Source organism: Actinomadura alba (assembly GCF_014323705.1).
Classification (GTDB): domain Bacteria; phylum Actinomycetota; class Actinomycetes; order Streptosporangiales; family Streptosporangiaceae; genus Actinomadura_C; species Actinomadura_C alba.
In genome coordinates, this window is sequence record NZ_JABVEC010000043.1 from 45161 (window position 1) to 61485 (window position 16325).

A 16325-nucleotide genomic window follows, 5' to 3' on the forward strand; every position below is an offset into this window, starting at 1 on the left:
GTGATCCGGCATCGGGCGCACCACCGGCCGAAACGCCCTGTCCGCATGGTGGACGGGTCACCCGGCGTTCACCCGCGGGCAGTAGTTTGGTGAGCGTATGAACGGCTCACAGCGCACGCTGCTCATCACGCTCACCGGCCGCGATCGCCCCGGGGTGACCTCGCGGCTGTTCGGCACACTCGCCGGATTTCCGCTCACCGTGACCGACGTCGAGCAAGTGGTGATCCGCGGCCGGCTCGTGCTCGGCGTGCTGGTGTCGTACGGCACCGGCACCGACGTCGGGCAGGTCTGGACGGCGGCCGAGAAGGTCGCCGCCGACCTGGACATGGAGGTCGAGCTCTCGACCGGCCGGGACAAGGGCACTCCGCTCAGCCGGCGGCGGGGCAGGCTGCACGTCACCGTGCTCGGCAGCCCCCTGCGGCCGGCCGCCATGGCAGGGATCGCCGGGCGCATCGCGGTGGGCGGCGCGAACATCGACCGGATGCAGCGGCTCTCGCACTATCCCGTGACCTGCATCGAGCTGGAGGTCTCCGGAGCCGACCCCGAGGCACTGCGCGCGGCGCTGGCCGTCGAGGCCGTGGAGCAGCAGGTCGACGTGGCCGTCCAGCGGGCCGGGCTGCACCGCAAGGCCAAGCGTCTGATCGTGATGGACGTCGACTCGACGCTCATCCAGGGTGAGGTCATCGAACTGCTCGCCGAGAAGACCGGCCGGCTCGACGAGGTGGCCGCGATCACCGAGGCGGCGATGCGCGGCGAACTCGACTTCGAGGGGTCGCTGCGCGAGCGGGTCGCGCTGCTCGCCGGTCTCGACACCGCTGCGATCGACGACGTGCGCGACCGCGTGCGGCTGGCCGCGGGGGCGCGCACGCTGGTCCGGACCCTGAAGCGGCTGGACTACAAGTTCGCGATCGTGAGCGGCGGCTTCACCCAGGTCACGGACTCGCTCGTGGCGGACCTCGGCATCGACTACTCAGCCGCCAACACGCTCGAGGTCGTCGACGGCCGGCTCACCGGACGGCTGGTCGGGCCCATCATCGACCGCGCCGGCAAGGCGGCGGCCCTGGAGCGGTTCGCCCACGAGGCCGGGGTACCGATCAGCCAGACCGTGGCGATCGGTGACGGCGCCAACGACCTCGACATGATCCAGGCCGCCGGTCTCGGCGTCGCCTACAACGCCAAGCCGGTCGTACGGCAGGCCGCCGACACGGCGGTCAGCGTGCCCTACCTGGACGCCATCCTGTTCCTGCTGGGCATCTCCCGCGACGAGGTAGAGGCCGCCGACGCCGAGGACCCCGACCTCGCCGGCGAGACCGACCGCACGGAGCCATGACCCACGACGGACCGTGACTTTCCACGGACCGCTCCGCCGCGGATCGCCGCCCACCGCATCTCACCGCTCAGCCCCCGCGTAGCCCTGCTACCTGCGGTGATTGAGCTGATTCGACGGGGTCCAAGCTGAACCACGGGTTTCCGGCGGGTTTCGGGCCCGTTGTCTGATTGTTACGCGGCACAACGAATAACACGTCCGTCTCCCCTAGCGCCCGCGAGATTTCCGACATACGTTGCCGGACACAACATTCAAACAGTGGTGTACCGCGACCCGGCTCACCATCCAGCGCGCTCGTACAACCAACCCCCCCATCGCCGCGCCGATGCGCGGCACGTACGGAAAGGACCCGTGCACATGCGCAAGGGGATCCTCAGCACGGCCGCCGTATCGGTGGCGCTGCTGGCCGGCCTCACCGCCTGCGGAAGCGATGACAGCGGCACCTCCGCCAGCCCCGGAGCGTCCGCGGCCAAGCCCAAGGGCAAGATCGGTGTCATCCTGCCCGACAGCAAGTCCTCGGCCCGCTGGGAGACCGCGGACCGCAAGTACCTCGGCGAGGCGTTCAAGGCCGCGGGCATCCCCGCCGACATTCAGAACGCCCAGGGCAACAAGACCTCGTTCCAGACGATCGCAGACCAGATGATCACCAACGGCGCCACCGTGCTGTTGATCGTGAACCTGGACAGCGGGACCGGCAAGGCCGTGCTGGACAAGGCCAAGTCGCAGGGTGTCGCCACCATCGACTACGACCGGCTGACGCTGGGCGGCAGCGCGCAGTACTACGTGAGCTTCGACAACACCGCCGTCGGCAAGCTCCAGGGCGAGGGCCTGGTGAAGTGCCTGACCGACAAGAAGGCCGAGAAGCCGATCGTCGCGAGGCTCAACGGGTCGCCGACCGACAACAACGCGACGCTGTTCAAGAACGGCTACGACGGCGTGCTGAACCCGAAGATCGACGCCGGGGAGTACGCCAAGGGACCGGACGAGTCCGTGCCGGACTGGGACAACACCCAGGCCGGAACCATCTTCGAGCAGATGCTCACGAGCGAGCCCAAGATCGCCGGTGTGCTCGCCGCCAACGACGGCCTCGGCAACGCGGCCATCTCCGTGCTGAAGAAGCAGAAGCTGAACGGCAAGGTGCCCGTCACCGGCCAGGACGCGACCGTGCAGGGACTGCAGAACATCCTCAACGGTGACCAGTGCATGACCGTCTACAAGGCGATCAAGCAGGAGGCCGACGCCGCCGCCAAGCTCGCGATCTCGCTGGCGAGCGGCCAGAAGGGCGAGACCAACGGCACCGTGAACGACCCCGAGGGCAAGCGCGACGTGCCGTCCGTGCTGCTGCAGCCGAAGTCGATCTTCAAGGAGAACGTCAAGGACGTGGTGACCGACGGGTTCGTCACCAAGGACGAGCTGTGCAAGGGCCAGTTCGCGGCCAAGTGCACCGAGGCCGGAATCCAGTAAGACATCGGCCGCGTCGCCGACGGTGAGCTCCTCACCGCCGGCGACGCGGCATCCGGCAGTTAGGAGCCACTCAGCATGCCCGCGACACCCGTCCTGGAGTTGCGCCGGCTCAACAAGAGCTTCGGCCCGGTCCAGGTACTGCACGACGTCAGCTTCTCCGCCGAGGCGGGAGAGGTGACCGCCCTGGTCGGCGACAACGGAGCCGGCAAGTCCACGCTGGTCAAGTGCATCGGCGGCATCCACCCGATCGACTCGGGTGACTATCTCTTCGAGGGCGCGCCGGTCCACGTGAACAGCCCGCGCGACGCCGCCGGCCTCGGAGTCGAGATCGTCTACCAGGATCTCGCGCTGGCCGACAACCTCGACATCGTGCAGAACATGTTCCTCGGCCGGGAGCGCAAGCGCGGTCTGGTGCTCGACGAGGCGACCATGGAAGAGATGGCCGCGAAGACCCTCACCGGATTGTCGGTCCGCACCGTTCACTCCGTCCGGCAGCAGGTCTCGAGCCTGTCGGGCGGCCAGCGGCAGACCGTCGCGATCGCCAAGGCCGTGCTCTGGAACAGCAAGGTCGTGGTCCTCGACGAGCCCACGGCGGCACTGGGCGTCGCCCAGACCCAGCAGGTGCTCGAGCTCGTCCGGCGGCTGGCCGACAAGGGTCTCGCCGTCGTCCTCATCTCGCACAACCTGAACGACGTGTTCGCGGTGTCCGATCGCATCGCCGCTCTCTACCTGGGCCGGATGGCCGCTCAGGTGCGGACCTCCGATGTCACCCACGCGCAGGTCGTCGAACTGATCACCTCAGGGCGCAGCGGGGAACTCGGCCTCGCGAACGGGGACGGTTTGAACGGAGTCAAGGCATGAGCGTCATGGTGACGAAGGGAGCCCCCGAGACCGGCTCGGCCCCCATCAGCTCTCACGTCCGCGGTTACCTCGACCGCGTGCGCGGCGGCGACGTGGGCGCGCTGCCCGCGATCCTCGGCCTGGTCGTGCTGTGCACGATCTTCACGATCCTGCGGCCGGCCTTCCTGTCGGAGGGCAACTTCGCGAACCTGTTCACCCAGGGCGCCGCCGTGACGGTCATCGCCATGGGGCTCGTCTTCGTGCTCCTGCTCGGTGAGATCGACCTGTCCGCCGGGTTCGCGAGCGGCGTGTGCGCGGCGGTGCTCGCGGTGCTGCTGACCAACCACGGCTGGCCGTGGTACTGGGCGGTCGTCGCCTCACTTGTGACCGGCGCCGGGATCGGGCTCGTGCTCGGCGTCCTCGTCGCCAAGCTCGGCATCCCGTCGTTCGTGGTGACGCTGGCCGCGTTCCTCGCCTTCCAGGGCATCGTCCTCATGCTCATGAACGAGGGCTCCAACATCTCGATCCGGGACGACACCATCCTGGCGGTCGCGAACAAGAACGTGAGCCCGGCGCTCGGATGGCTGATGCTGGCCGTCGGCCTCGCCGGCTATGCCGCCGTACAACTGTGGCAGGCTCGGGGACGCGTGAGCCGGGGGCTCACCGCCGACCCGATCTCGCTGATCGCGATCCGGGTCGCGGCCGTGGCCGTCATCGCCGGGGTCGCCGTCTACGTGCTCAACCAGGAGCGCAGCCGCAACGCGATCGTGGTCTCCCTGAAGGGGGTGCCGATCGTCGTACCGCTCATCGTGGTGCTGCTGATCGGCTGGACCTTCGTGTTGCGCCGCACCGCCTACGGGCGGCACATCTACGCCGTGGGCGGCAACCGGGAGGCATCGCGGCGGGCCGGCATCAACGTCGACCGCATCCGCATCTCGGCGTTCATGATCTGTTCGACGATGGCCGCCGTGGGCGGCGTCATCGCGGCCTCCCGGGCCAACTCGGTCGACCCGAACACCGGCGGAAGCAACGTCCTGCTCTACGCGGTGGGTGCCGCAGTGATCGGTGGCACCAGTCTGTTCGGCGGCAAGGGCAGGGTGCTGGACGCCGTTCTCGGTGGTGCCGTCGTCGCCGTCATCGACAACGGCATGGGCCTGATGGGTTACAGCGCCGGGGTCAAGTACGTCGTCACCGGCCTGGTCCTGCTGCTCGCAGCCGGAGTGGACGCCCTGTCCAGGAAGCGGGCCGCCGCGACGGGATTGAGATGACGCCGTACGAGAAGCAGGCGAGGCCGATCGAATGATGCGAGCCGGTCCCTCACAAGAGGAGATCCGCCGCCACAATCTCGGCACACTGCTTCGCTACATCCACCTGCACGGTCCCACCTCCAGGACCGTTCTCGCGGACCGGCTCGGGCTCAACCGCAGCACCATCATGGCGCTCACCGCCGAACTGACCGGTGCCGGCCTGGTTCGCGAGAAGCTGCCCAGCGAGACCGGCCGGGCCGGGCGACCCTCACTGGTCGTCCGGCCCGAGTCGACCCGCTTCTACGTCCTGGCGTTCGACGTCGGGGTGGACCGGCTCGCGGCGGCCCGGGTCGGTCTGGGCGGCGTGATCCTGGACCGCCGGGAGGCCGTACGGGAACGCAACGGCTTCGACCTGGACGAGGTCGTCGCCACCCTCGCCGGATTCGCCCGGCAGATGCTGCGCAAGGCCGATGCCGACACGGTCTGCGTCGGGGCGGGCGCGGCGTTCTGCGGTGTGGTGCGCCGGGGCGACGGTCTGGTGCGCTTCGGCCCCAACATCGGGCAGACGGAGGTGCCCTTCGGAGCCGCCCTCACCCGTGAACTCGACCTCGGGATGACCGTCTCGGTCGCCAACGACGCCAACCTGGGCGCGCTCGCCGAGCACCAGCGCGGGATCGGCACCCGGTGCCAGGACCTGATCTACCTGCACGGTGACGTCGGCATCGGCGGCGGGATCATCGTCGGCGGGCGGCTCCTCGGCGGCGAGGGCGGGTACGGCGGCGAGGTCGGCCACATGGTCGTCAACCCGCGAGGACGCGCCTGCGGGTGCGGTTCCGCGGGCTGCCTGGAGGCCGAGGTCGGCGAGCGGGCCCTGCTCTCCGCCGCCGGGCGCGAGATGTCGGAGGACCTCATCGGCCGCGACGCGATCCGCGCCATCGTCGACGCCGCCGAACGAGGCGATGTCCTCGCCCGCGACGCGTTGCACCGCGTCGGGGACTGGCTCGGATTCGGCGTCTCGAACCTGGTCAACATCTTCAACCCGGAGATGGTGATCTTCGGCGGCATTCTGCGGGAGATCTATCTGAGTTCGGCCGCGCAGGTGCGCAGCCGGCTGAAGACCAACACGATGGCCGCCGCCCGCGAAGGGCTGCGGCTGCGCACCTCCGATCTCGGCGATGACGCGACCCTGGTGGGCGCCGCCGAACTCGCCTTCACCGAGGTGCTCACCAACCCACTGGAGGTCCTCACCCGGGCGGTGGCGGCCGGTTGACGCCCGGCCGCGCGGCGCGCACGTCCGGACGAGCCTCGCGCAGCGCGCGGCAGAGGGCCTCGACGTCCGCGTGCAGAGCGTGCAGCACGTGGCGGAGGGCGGCCGCCTGCACGAGGGTCCGCCGTGCGGGCGTGGTCTCGCCCAGGCCGATGCCCTCGGCCAGCTCGGAACGGCGCCGCCGGATCAGGCGGGCCAGGAAGTCGTCCAGCTCGGCCAGCCGCTGTTCGATGTCCGGCTCGGGCCGCTCCAGGGCACGGCCCTCCCGAAGTTCACGCGCCGTGTCCTCCAGCCGGTCGGCGATGTGGTCCAGGATCGCCGGAACCGGTCCCGGGTCCACGTTCTCCTGCCCGGCGAGCTCGCTCAGGGTGACGAGGTAGTCGCCGATGCGGTTCGCCGCCGCGACGGCCGCCCCGAGCGCGGCGATGCGCTCGTTGTCGGGAGCGGGTTCCTGCCCCCTCCGCAGCATGGATTCGGCGACCTGCTCGACCGATTCTCTCGCCGCCGCCAGGCGGTCCTCCAACGGCACGTCCGACCCGGCGACCCGGACCGCCGCCGCCCGTACGGCCGAGGCGTACGCCTCGGACATGGCGGCCAGCCGCTCCAGCAGCACGGCGTCGTCGCGGCTGGACGGCCAGAACAGTCGCGCGGTCGTCAGCGCGATGAGACCACCGGTGACGGTCATCGCGATTCGCTCGGCGGCCACCGGCCAGTTCACCGGCGTGGCATAGTCGATCAGCATCATGACCAGCGGCGTGTTCAGCGCCGTCCAGACCGTGTAGCTGACCGAGCGCAGCGCATAGGCCACCAGGGCGGCGAAGAAGATGGCCCCGAGGAGGGCCGGCCTGCCGGGGGCGAGCGCGAGCAGGACGGCGCCCAGTGCCGCGCCGGCCGCCGTGCCGCCCACCCGCTGGGTCACCCGGGACGCCGTCTCGCCATAGGTGTGGCGGATGCACAGGACCACGGCGATCGGCAGCCAGTAGGCGTGCCGCAACGGCAGCACCGCCCAGATCGACATGGCGATTGCCGTCGCGACGGCCGTACGGGTGGCCCGCCGGAACCGCAGCGACCGGGTCCGTACGTCGGTGCGCACGGTCTGCCAGAGCGTCTTCAGAGCGTCGGCGACGCGAGCACCGGGCGGCCGGGACAGGGTGATCTCCACCTTCAGCCCGCCGGCCACGATCTCGGCGGCCGCGTCGGTCGCGGCGGCGATCCGGTCGATCGCACGTACCGTCTGGCCCAGCAGTACGGGGGTCAGCGGATCGCCGTGGCCCTGACCGAGCCAAACCTCCCTCCGAAGCTCCTCCACCCGCTCCGCCAGCCGGGCCCGCGCATCGGACTTCGGCTCCGGCGCGGCCGCCGACCGGATCAGCGGTCCGGGGCCCGCGACCTGCGTCAGGAAGGCCAGCCGGCGGAGCCGGTCGGCCGGCGCCGCGATCGCCTGCTTCACCTCGGGGGTCCGCCCGACCACCGCCCCCGCGTCGGTCTCGGGCGGCCACCCCGCCCCCACCTCGTCCTCGGGCGATCGCCGCCGGGGCGCCATGACCAGGGCCCGCAGCGCCACGATCTCGTGCATGATCTTGGTGAGGGCTTCGGCCAGCGACCGCAGCCGGGAGTCCTCGTCCGCCGCGTGCCCGGCCGGATACAGCTCGGCCGCCGCCCGTACCGCGTTCAGCGCGTCGGTGGCGGCGCGACGCCGTTCCTCCCAGATGTCGTCGGGCCCCACGACGGCTTCCAGCAGCTCGGCCAAGGCGCCGATGGCCTCCGCCGCGGCCACGAGGAACGGGCGCAGTCTCCGGTGCGGCCATGGCGCCAGGAACAGCAGGGCCAGCCAGAGACCGCCCCCCGCCTCCAGCCACACGTCGGTGGTCAGCGGATCGACCAGCGGCCGGACGGCGGCGAGCAACGTGGCGATCGCCAGCGTGATGCCGACCTGGGGGATCACCGATCCGACGGAGACGACCAGCGACACCACGACGACCGCGGCCCAGCGGTTCCCGCTGACCAGACCACCGATCGTCACCCCGATGGCGACGACCGCGACCGAGGCCATCAGCGAACGTGCCCGCAGGCCGTAGGGTCCCTGATAGGCCGCGTTGGCGACGAAGTAGGCGCCGATCGCCGCCCGGGCGCCCTCGGCCGTGTGCCCGGAGAGTACTCCGATCAGCAGTGGCACCGCCACGCCGACCGCCGAGGTGATCGCGTAATCCAGGGCCGCACGGCGCGCGGCCCCGCGACCGACCAAGCGTGGAACCGTCACGTCGCGGCACCCCCCGGTCCGCCGCGTCCCCCGTCCCCCGGTGCGGCGCGTCCCCCGGTGCGGCGCGTGCCGCGTCAGCGGGTCAGATCGAGGCCTTGGGACTCCAGTCCGCGGTCAGCCGCCCCGCCCCGGGCCGGATGCCCGCCCAACCGGCTCCGATGGCGATGACCGCGAGGGCGCACGTGGGAAAGGAGTCGCCGCCGGCGCCCGTCAGATCGTGCACCAGGTGGTGCAGCGACGGATTGTGCCCGATCAGCAGCAGCGTTCCGACCTGCTCGTCGGTCTGCGTGAGCAGGTCGAACAGCCCGCCGACGTCATTGGCGTAGATCTCCGGTTCGAAGCCCACCTCGGCGTCCACATCGAGGCGGCTGAGCGTCTGCCTCGTACGCTTGGCCGGCGAGCAGCGGACCAGGTCGGGTTTGAGGCCCGCCTTGCCGAGCCACTTGCCGGCCGCGGTCGCGTCGCGCCTGCCCCGGCCGGACAGCGGACGATCGATGTCGGGCAGCCCGAACTCGGTCACCGCCTTGGCGTGCCGCAGGACGATCAGTGTCGGCATCGGGGCGCTCCTAGTTCGGCGCGACGAGCGCCGCGATCAGCCACAGCACCGCGAGAACGCCCAACATCGCGCCGAAAACGATCGCGAAGCCCTTGGCCCCCGAGATCGAGGTCCTCTCATCGCCCACCATGCCGCCTCCTTCGGTCACCTACCAGGGTACGGTGACCGGTCGCCGAACGTGATCGAGGGCCGGTGACGGCGTCACCGGCCCTCGATCGGTCAAGGTGTCACGACGTGGTCGCGGACTCCTTGTCCTCCTCGTCCTTCTCGCTCTGCACGGAAGCGCCGTCACCGGTCGCGTCGCCGGCGCCCACCGCGGAGGTGGTCTCCTTGGCGTTGCCGGCCGGGTCGCCGTCACCGGGCTCGATCGCCTCTCTGGGCGTCTCCTCGGCCGAGCCGAGCGGGGCGGCACGGCGCTTGGAGATCACGATCGCCCCGACCACGACGGCCACCGCGAGCACGGTGATCCCGATCCGCAGCGGCGTGTTGGCGGCGGTCGTGACCACGGCCTGCGCGATGAGCAGCGAGACCAGGTTCATCACCTTGATCAGCGGGTTGATGGCAGGGCCGGCGGTGTCCTTGAACGGGTCGCCGACCGTGTCACCGATGATCGTCGCCTCGTGCGCCGGGGAACCCTTGCCGCCGAGGTTGCCCTCCTCGACGAGCTTCTTGGCGTTGTCCCAGGCACCACCGGAGTTGGACAGGAACACCGCCATGAGGACACCCGCCGCGATCGCGCCCGCGAGGAACGCGCCCAGCGGGGCGTACCCGAGGGCGAACCCGACCGCGATCGGGGTCATGATCGCCAGCAGGCCGGGGGTGGCGAGCTCGCGCTGCGCGTCCCGGGTACAGATGTCGACGACCCGGTCATAGTCCGGCTTCTCGGTGTAGTCCATGATCCCGGGCTTGGTGCGGAACTGCTCGCGCACCTCCATGACCACGCGGCCGGCGGCCCGGCCCACGGCCATGATCGCCAGTCCGGAGAACAGGAACACCACCGCGGCGCCGATGATGAGTCCGACCAGCACGTTGGGCGAGTCGACCGACAGGCTGAAGTTCTGGAAGACGCCCAGCGACTCCTTCACGCTCTGCGACGCATCGCCGAGCGCGGTCTCGACCGTCGTACGGAACGCGCCGAACAGCGCGGTCGCCGCCAGCACCGCCGTCGCGATCGCGATGCCCTTGGTGATCGCCTTGGTGGTGTTGCCCACCGCGTCGAGGCTCTCCAGCACCTTGGCGCCCTCGCCGGTCACGTCGCCGGACATCTCGGCGATGCCTTGGGCGTTGTCGGAGACCGGGCCGAACGTGTCCATCGAGACGATGACCCCGACCGTGGTGAGCAGCCCGGTGCCGGCCAGCGCCACCGCGAACAGCGCCAGCGTGGTGTTGCCGAAGCCGAGCAGGAAGGCGCCGTAGACGGCGGCACCGATCAACAGCGCCGAGTAGACCGCGGACTCCAGGCCCAGGGCTATCCCGGACAGGATGACGGTGGCCGGCCCGGTCTTGGCACTGTCGGTGACGTCCTTGACCGGCCGCCGGTTGGTCTCGGTGAAGTAGCCGGTGAGCAGCTGGATCGCGCTGGCGAGCACGATGCCGATGATCACCGCCGCGATGGAGATGAGTCGCGGATCGACGTCGGCCAGCTGGGGGTCGTTCGCCAGCGAGGGGCTGAGTCCGTGCAACCCGGCGAAGGACGACGGGAGGTAGAGGAAGGCGGCCACGGCCACCAGCACGGCCGAGATGATCGCGGAGAGGAAGAAGCCCCGGTTGATCGCCGCCATGCCGTTGCGGTCACGCTCTCGCGGTGCCACCGCGAAGATCCCGATCACCGCGGTGATGACACCGATCATCGGCACGATGAGCGGGAAGACGAGGCCCTCGGTGCCGAAGGCCGCCTTGCCGAGGATGAGCGCCGCGACCAGCATGACCGCGTAGGACTCGAAGAGGTCGGCCGCCATGCCGGCGCAGTCACCGACGTTGTCCCCCACGTTGTCGGCGATGGTGGCCGCGTTGCGGGGGTCGTCCTCGGGAATGCCCTGCTCGACCTTGCCCACCAGGTCGGCACCCACGTCGGCGGCCTTGGTGAAGATGCCACCGCCGACCCGCATGAACATGGCGAGGAGCGCCGCGCCGAAACCGAAGCCCTCGAGCACACCGGGCGCATCACCCTTGAAGATGAAAACGACGACCGCGGCGCCGAACAGGCCGAGCCCCACGGTGAACATGCCGGCGACGCCACCGGTGCGGAAGGCGATCCGCATGGCCGGCTTCTCGCCGGCCTCGCGGGCCGCCGCCGCGACCCTGACATTGCCGCGCACGGCGAGCCACATTCCGGCGAACCCGGTGATCGCGGAGAACAGCGCACCCACGACGAAGAAGACCGAACGTCCGATCCGTACACTCGTGGTGTCCGCGGGCAGCAACAGGAGCAGAAACGGGATCAGGACCACGAAGATGCCGACCGTGCGGAACTGGCGCTTCAGATAGGCGCTCGCCCCCTCTTGCACGGCCGTCGCGATTTCCTGCATCTTCTCGGTGCCCTGGCCCGCGGCCAGCACCTGACGTACAAGTCCTCCGGCAACGGCCAGCGCCAAAAGTGCGATCACTCCGACGACGACGACCAGGGTGAGGTCGCCGCCGACAAGATCCACTTGTGCACTGGCCGGGCTGGAGAGGGTAAGCCCAGACATCCGTCCTCCTCGACAGGGGCCAAGCCCTACCTCCAACGTGGGCACACGAATGACGCGCACCTATCCGTGTGACCGGTCAGCACATTCGGCAGGGCATTGCGGTGCCGGGAGTCTACGCACGCAGTGCGTGAATGAGAAGCCTGACGGTTCGTTAATACCGTCGACAGGAAAAGGCAAACCGTTTTTTGCCCAGGTTTGACCTGTTAATGACATCGTGGCACGTCGTCGGGGGCAGAGCCCGCACCGCCGTCCGTCGTCGTCCCGGGCCGCGGATGCGCGCCGAGCCCCGTGGAACGAGCCCACGGGAGGACGGGTGCGGCAGTGCCTGAACCGGCACCGGGGACGAGTCACGACCGATCGGCGTGACGAGGCCGACCGGCCGCGCTCAGGAACCGGTGGGCCAGCTCATCCGGATCTGCATGCCCTTGCGCGTCGAGGAGATCACGACTTCGTCGGCGAGCCCGGAGATGACGGCGAGGCCGAGTGCCCCGGGACCGCCGCCGAGCGGTCCGGAGAGGGTGGTGCCGTCCGTCCAGGCGTCCCGCCCCGTGGGAGAGGACGCGGCCGGGACCCCATCCAGGTCCTCTCCCGGCACCGTGTCGCTCACGATGACCTCGAACCGACGATCACCGTCGGCGGTCAGCTCCAGCTGAACGGGCTCGTCCGGGCAGTGCCGCCGGTGGGCCTCCACGGCCCGGGAGCACGCCTCACCGACCGCCAGCCGTACCTCGTCCAAGAGCACTTCGGCAACACCACTGCGCCGGGCCACCGCCGTCACGATCAGACGTGCCGTACGGACATGCTCGGGCAGGGCACTGAAAGAAAGCTCAACAGTCGCCATGTCGGGGGCCATCTCGGGTGCGACCTCTCCCGGCCGCTACTTCTGGCTCTTACGGTTCTCCTGGGCTTCCTCGATCGAGTTGTGAATGCCGAAGACCTTGGTCAGCCCGGTGATCCGGAAGATCTTCAGGATGCGCTCCTGCGTGCACACCAGCTCGAGCGATCCGTCATGCGCGCGAACCCGCTTGAGCCCACCGACGAGCACGCCAAGGCCCGTCGAGTCGAGGAACTCGACCTTCTCCATGTCCACCAGCAGGTGGAACTTGCCCTTATTGACCAGGTCGATGAGCTTCTCACGGAGCTTCGGCGCAGTGTAGACGTCGATCTCTCCTTCCACGTTGATGACCGTGAGGCCGTCATCGGTGGTGTAGTCGTTCACCTTCAGGTCCACAAATCCTCCAGCGCCGTGCCGCGAGTGGTTCGGGGCAACGGGACCCCGGCCGTGATTCAACCACGCTCCGGCGCCGAGTTCACACGAAATCGCCACTGAGACGACTTGTTCGCGCCCATCACGACCTGCCGCTCCGCCGCTGGGGCATGGGGGGCCGGACGTCCGCCGCCGGGACGTGTCCCCTTGTTGTCCCCAGGATGCAACACTGGAAACCTGTGTCTTCGCCAAGCTCTGAATCAGCCGTCGCCGCGGGGCTCCGGGACGCCTCCGCCAGCAAATCGCGCCGCGCGCTCGAACGCCTGCTGAGCGACCCCACCCGGCGTGACCGCATCACCCATGTCGAGGTCGTGCCGGCCCGGGCCGGCCGCCGGTCCGGCTGGCCGTCGTGGGCTCCGGAGTTGCTCATCGACCGGCTGCGGCTGGCCGGGATCGAGGCACCCTGGCTGCACCAGGCGACCGCCGCCGAGCACGCCCATTCCGGACAATCTGTGATCATTGCCACAGGCACCGCCTCGGGCAAGTCACTCGCCTACCTGCTGCCCGCGGTGTCCGCGGTCTTCGGCGACGAAGGCCCGACGGCGGGCCTGCGCCAGGCGGCGGGAGGCACTGTCCTGTACCTCTCACCGACCAAGGCGCTCGCCGCCGACCAGCTGCGCTCACTGCGGTCACTGCGGCTCACCCAGGTGCGCGCCGCCACCTACGACGGCGACACGCCGCCCGACGAGCGCACCTGGGTGCGCCAGCACGCCAACTACGTGCTGACCAATCCGGACATGCTGCACCGCTCCCTGTTGCCGTCGCACGCCCGGTGGACGGCCTTCCTGCGGCGGCTGCAATACGTGATCATCGATGAGGCGCACGGATACCGTGGCGTCTTCGGCTCGCACGTCGCCCAGGTCCTGCGCCGGCTGCGCCGGATCTGCGCGCGGTACGGCGCGTCACCCGTGTTCATCCTGGCCTCCGCGACCACCGCCGACCCGGCCGTCACCGCACGGCGGCTCACCGGCCTCGATGTCACCGCGGTCGCCGACGACGCCTCGCCGCGGGGTGCCACCGCGTTCGCCCTGTGGGAACCTCCGCTGACCGATCTGCGCGGCGAACGCGGCGCGCCGGTCCGGCGTACGGCGACGGCCGAGGCCGGCGACCTGCTCGCCGACCTGGTGATCGAGGGAGTGCAGACGCTGACGTTCGTACGGTCGCGTCGCGGCGCCGAGTCGGTCTCGCTCGGGGCCAAGCGGGCCCTCGCCGAGATCGCGCCGTCGCTGGCCGGCCAGGTCGCCGCCTACCGGGCGGGGTACCTGCCCGAGGAGCGGCGAGCGCTCGAAGAAGCACTGCGTCGCCGTGAGCTCATCGGGCTCGCCAGCACCAACGCGCTCGAGCTGGGCGTGGACATGTCGGGACTGGACGCGGTCGTGGTGTGCGGCTGGCCCGGCACGCGCGCCTCGCTGTGGCAGCAGGCAGGCCGAGCCGGCCGTACGGGTCAGGACGCCGTGGCGGTGCTCGTGGCCCGGGACGATCCCCTGGACACGTATCTCGTCCACCACCCGGAGGCGATCTTCGGCTCGCCGGTCGAGGCCACCGTGCTCGACCCCGACAACCCGTACGTCCTGGAACCGCATCTGTGCGCGGCCGCGGCCGAGCTGCCGCTGACCGAGGCCGACCTGGAGCTGTTCGGGCCGGCGGCGGTCGATCTGGTGCCCGACCTGGTGCGGCGCGGCATGCTGCGACGCCGGCCGGCCGGGTGGTTCTGGACCCGCCGCGACCGCGCCGCCGATCTGGCCGACATCCGCGGCGCCGGCGGCGCACCCGTACAGGTGGTCGAGTGGGGGACGGGGCGGCTGCTCGGCACGGTCGACGAGCCGTCGGCGCACACCACCGTCCACGAGGGCGCGGTCTACCTGCACCAGGGCGAGTCCTACATCGTGCGGGAGCTGGATCTGGACGCCTCCGTGGCCCTGGTCGAGCCGGCCGAGCCGGACTACTCCACGACGGCTCGCGACATCACCGACATCCGTATTCTCGAAACCCTGCGATCGTCGGCCTGGGGGGAGTCGACGCTGTGCTTCGGCACCGTCGAGGTCACCCGGCAGGTCGTGGCCTACCAGATGCGACGCCTGCAGACCGGCCAGTTGCTCGGTGAGCAGCCGCTGGAGCTACCGCCCCGCACGTTGCAGACCCGGGCGGTCTGGTGGACGCTGTCGGACGCCCAGCGCGACTCGGTCGGCGACCTCGATCTGGCCGGTTCGGCCCACGCGGCCGAGCACGCCTCGATCGGGCTGCTGCCGCTCTTCGCGACCTGCGACCGCTGGGACATCGGCGGGGTCTCGACGGCCGAGCACCCGGACACCGGGCTGCTCACGGTGTTCGTCTACGACGGGCACGAGGGCGGGGCGGGGTTCGCCGAGCGCGGGTACACCGGTGCCGCCACGTGGCTGCGGGCGACCCGCGAGGCGATCGAGGCGTGCGAGTGCGAGGCCGGATGCCCGTCGTGCATCCAGTCGCCGAAGTGCGGCAACGGCAACGAGCCGCTGGACAAGCACGGTGCCCTGGACCTCCTGGCCGTGCTGCTGCGGGACGCGCCGGCGCACGACGCAGCGCTCTGAGTCCGTATTTGTACAGAAAGTACACGTAACGACATATTTTTGGGGTTGTATAGCGCCGTAACGATTGAACCTCTAATCTCACAACGCATCTCGTGATCTTCGGGATACCCGCACTCCGGAGAGAGAGGACAGCACACATGATCTTCCTGGGACTCGTATTGGCCGCGGCGGCCGCCGTCACGGGCGTCAGCATCGTCCTGGACAACACGGGGGCCACCGAGCTCACCGTGTTCGGCGACTCCGTGCCGGGCATCACCAGCCAGTGGCACGTCTTCCTGGCCGGTGCGGCCGTGGCCACGGTCTTCCTGGCCGGGTTCAGCATGGCGGCACTCGGCCTGGGGCGCGCCATCCGCGTCCGCAAGGAACTGCGCGACCTGCGTGACGAGCACGAAGAGTCCATGACGACGATGGAGATGGAGAAGCGCCAGCTCCAGCGCGAGCTGGCCCGCGCCAGGCGTGATTCCAGCACCGGCGCGATACCCCAGCAGCCCATGGTGCCGCACTCGAGCTGAGCCGGCTCGGCCCGCCGTGAGTCCGGCGGGCGGAACCTCAGCGGCGCGGATCATCGCGTCGGAGGATCCGATCCGGCCGGGCCGGATCCAGGCCACCCGGCCCCGGCCCGGCCGGAGTCGGAGCATCGCCTCATGCACCCGGCCGGGCCCGCACAGCTCCGGGCGTGTACCCGGCACGGCTCGCAGTCGATCAGGCATCCGGCACTTGGGCGTGCTCCGGCCCTCGAACGGCAGCGCGCGCCTATCGCTCCGCGTCACATCTCACCGCGTCTCGCCGCGTCACATCTCGCCGCGTCTCGCCGCGTCACATCTCGCCGCGTCTCGCCGC

12 protein-coding genes are annotated in these 16325 nt (G+C 70.2%); 7 read left to right on the plus strand and 5 right to left on the minus strand.

The window, feature by feature from the left end; genetic code table 11:
• Nucleotides 1–97: 97 nt before the first annotated feature.
• The 5 genes from serB (at nt 98) to HKK74_RS34450 (ending at nt 6148) form a co-directional block, all read left to right on the plus strand.
• Nucleotides 98–1330, plus strand: coding sequence for a phosphoserine phosphatase SerB (serB, locus tag HKK74_RS34430; RefSeq protein ID WP_187247596.1), 1233 nt, complete (start codon nt 98–100; stop codon nt 1328–1330).
• A gap of 354 nt (nt 1331–1684) precedes the next feature.
• Nucleotides 1685–2791 (plus strand): sugar ABC transporter substrate-binding protein, encoded by a 1107-nt coding sequence (locus tag HKK74_RS34435; protein ID WP_187247597.1) that lies wholly within the window; start codon nt 1685–1687, stop codon nt 2789–2791.
• A gap of 75 nt (nt 2792–2866) precedes the next feature.
• Nucleotides 2867–3652, plus strand: coding sequence for an ATP-binding cassette domain-containing protein (locus HKK74_RS34440; protein ID WP_187247598.1), 786 nt, complete (start codon nt 2867–2869; stop codon nt 3650–3652).
• Nucleotides 3649–4899 (plus strand): sugar ABC transporter permease, encoded by a 1251-nt coding sequence (locus HKK74_RS34445; RefSeq protein WP_246492273.1) that lies wholly within the window; start codon nt 3649–3651, stop codon nt 4897–4899. Before HKK74_RS34440 ends, HKK74_RS34445 begins: the two co-directional genes overlap by 4 nt.
• Before the next feature lie 34 nt (nt 4900–4933).
• Entirely contained in the window at nt 4934–6148 is a 1215-nt protein-coding gene (locus HKK74_RS34450; RefSeq protein ID WP_187247611.1) for an ROK family transcriptional regulator, read from the plus strand.
• Here HKK74_RS34450 and HKK74_RS40540 read toward each other — a convergent pair.
• The 5 genes from HKK74_RS40540 to HKK74_RS34475 all read right to left on the minus strand — a co-directional run bounded on the left by HKK74_RS40540 (nt 6123) and on the right by HKK74_RS34475 (nt 12882).
• The gene (locus HKK74_RS40540; protein WP_187247599.1) at nt 6123–8405 is read right to left on the minus strand and encodes an FUSC family protein; all 2283 of its coding nucleotides are present in this window, start codon (nt 8403–8405) and stop codon (nt 6123–6125) included. The two genes, HKK74_RS34450 and HKK74_RS40540, sit on opposite strands and share 26 nt — an antisense overlap.
• 82 nt (nt 8406–8487) lie before the next feature.
• Nucleotides 8488–8961, minus strand: a complete 474-nt coding sequence (locus HKK74_RS34460) for a SixA phosphatase family protein (protein ID WP_187247600.1) — start codon at nt 8959–8961, stop codon at nt 8488–8490.
• 227 nt (nt 8962–9188) lie between these two features.
• Complete coding sequence (locus HKK74_RS34465; protein WP_187247601.1) at nt 9189–11651, minus strand: sodium-translocating pyrophosphatase; 2463 nt, start codon at nt 11649–11651, stop codon at nt 9189–9191.
• A gap of 385 nt (nt 11652–12036) precedes the next feature.
• Nucleotides 12037–12492, minus strand: a complete 456-nt coding sequence (locus HKK74_RS34470) for an ATP-binding protein (protein WP_187247602.1) — start codon at nt 12490–12492, stop codon at nt 12037–12039.
• Nucleotides 12493–12528: 36 nt separating this feature from the next.
• Nucleotides 12529–12882: an STAS domain-containing protein gene (locus HKK74_RS34475; protein WP_187235329.1), complete on the minus strand. Its 354-nt coding sequence runs from the start codon at nt 12880–12882 to the stop codon at nt 12529–12531.
• A gap of 197 nt (nt 12883–13079) precedes the next feature.
• Between HKK74_RS34475 and sftH the strand changes: the two genes are divergently transcribed.
• Nucleotides 13080–15485 (plus strand): DNA 3'-5' helicase SftH, encoded by a 2406-nt coding sequence (gene sftH / locus HKK74_RS34480; protein WP_187247603.1) that lies wholly within the window; start codon nt 13080–13082, stop codon nt 15483–15485.
• A gap of 137 nt (nt 15486–15622) precedes the next feature.
• Nucleotides 15623–15997 carry a hypothetical protein gene (locus HKK74_RS34485; RefSeq protein WP_187247604.1) on the plus strand — a complete coding sequence of 125 codons (375 nt, stop codon included), beginning with the start codon at nt 15623–15625 and terminating at the stop codon, nt 15995–15997.
• Nucleotides 15998–16325 lie beyond the last annotated feature (328 nt).

Bases quoted from the DNA above. Each gene is read 5' to 3' on its own strand.
- HKK74_RS34445 (WP_246492273.1), top strand. From the start codon at position 3,649: ATGAGCGTCATGGTGACGAAGGGAGCCCCCGAGACCGGCTCGGCCCCC.
- HKK74_RS34450 (WP_187247611.1), top strand. From the start codon at position 4,934: ATGCGAGCCGGTCCCTCACAAGAGGAGATCCGCCGCCACAATCTCGGC.
- serB (WP_187247596.1), top strand. From the start codon at position 98: ATGAACGGCTCACAGCGCACGCTGCTCATCACGCTCACCGGCCGCGAT.
- HKK74_RS34470 (WP_187247602.1), bottom strand. From the start codon at position 12,492: ATGGCGACTGTTGAGCTTTCTTTCAGTGCCCTGCCCGAGCATGTCCGT.
- HKK74_RS34440 (WP_187247598.1), top strand. From the start codon at position 2,867: ATGCCCGCGACACCCGTCCTGGAGTTGCGCCGGCTCAACAAGAGCTTC.
- HKK74_RS34485 (WP_187247604.1), top strand. From the start codon at position 15,623: ATGATCTTCCTGGGACTCGTATTGGCCGCGGCGGCCGCCGTCACGGGC.
- sftH (WP_187247603.1), top strand. From the start codon at position 13,080: ATGCAACACTGGAAACCTGTGTCTTCGCCAAGCTCTGAATCAGCCGTC.
- HKK74_RS34465 (WP_187247601.1), bottom strand. From the start codon at position 11,651: ATGTCTGGGCTTACCCTCTCCAGCCCGGCCAGTGCACAAGTGGATCTT.
- HKK74_RS34435 (WP_187247597.1), top strand. From the start codon at position 1,685: ATGCGCAAGGGGATCCTCAGCACGGCCGCCGTATCGGTGGCGCTGCTG.
- HKK74_RS34460 (WP_187247600.1), bottom strand. From the start codon at position 8,961: ATGCCGACACTGATCGTCCTGCGGCACGCCAAGGCGGTGACCGAGTTC.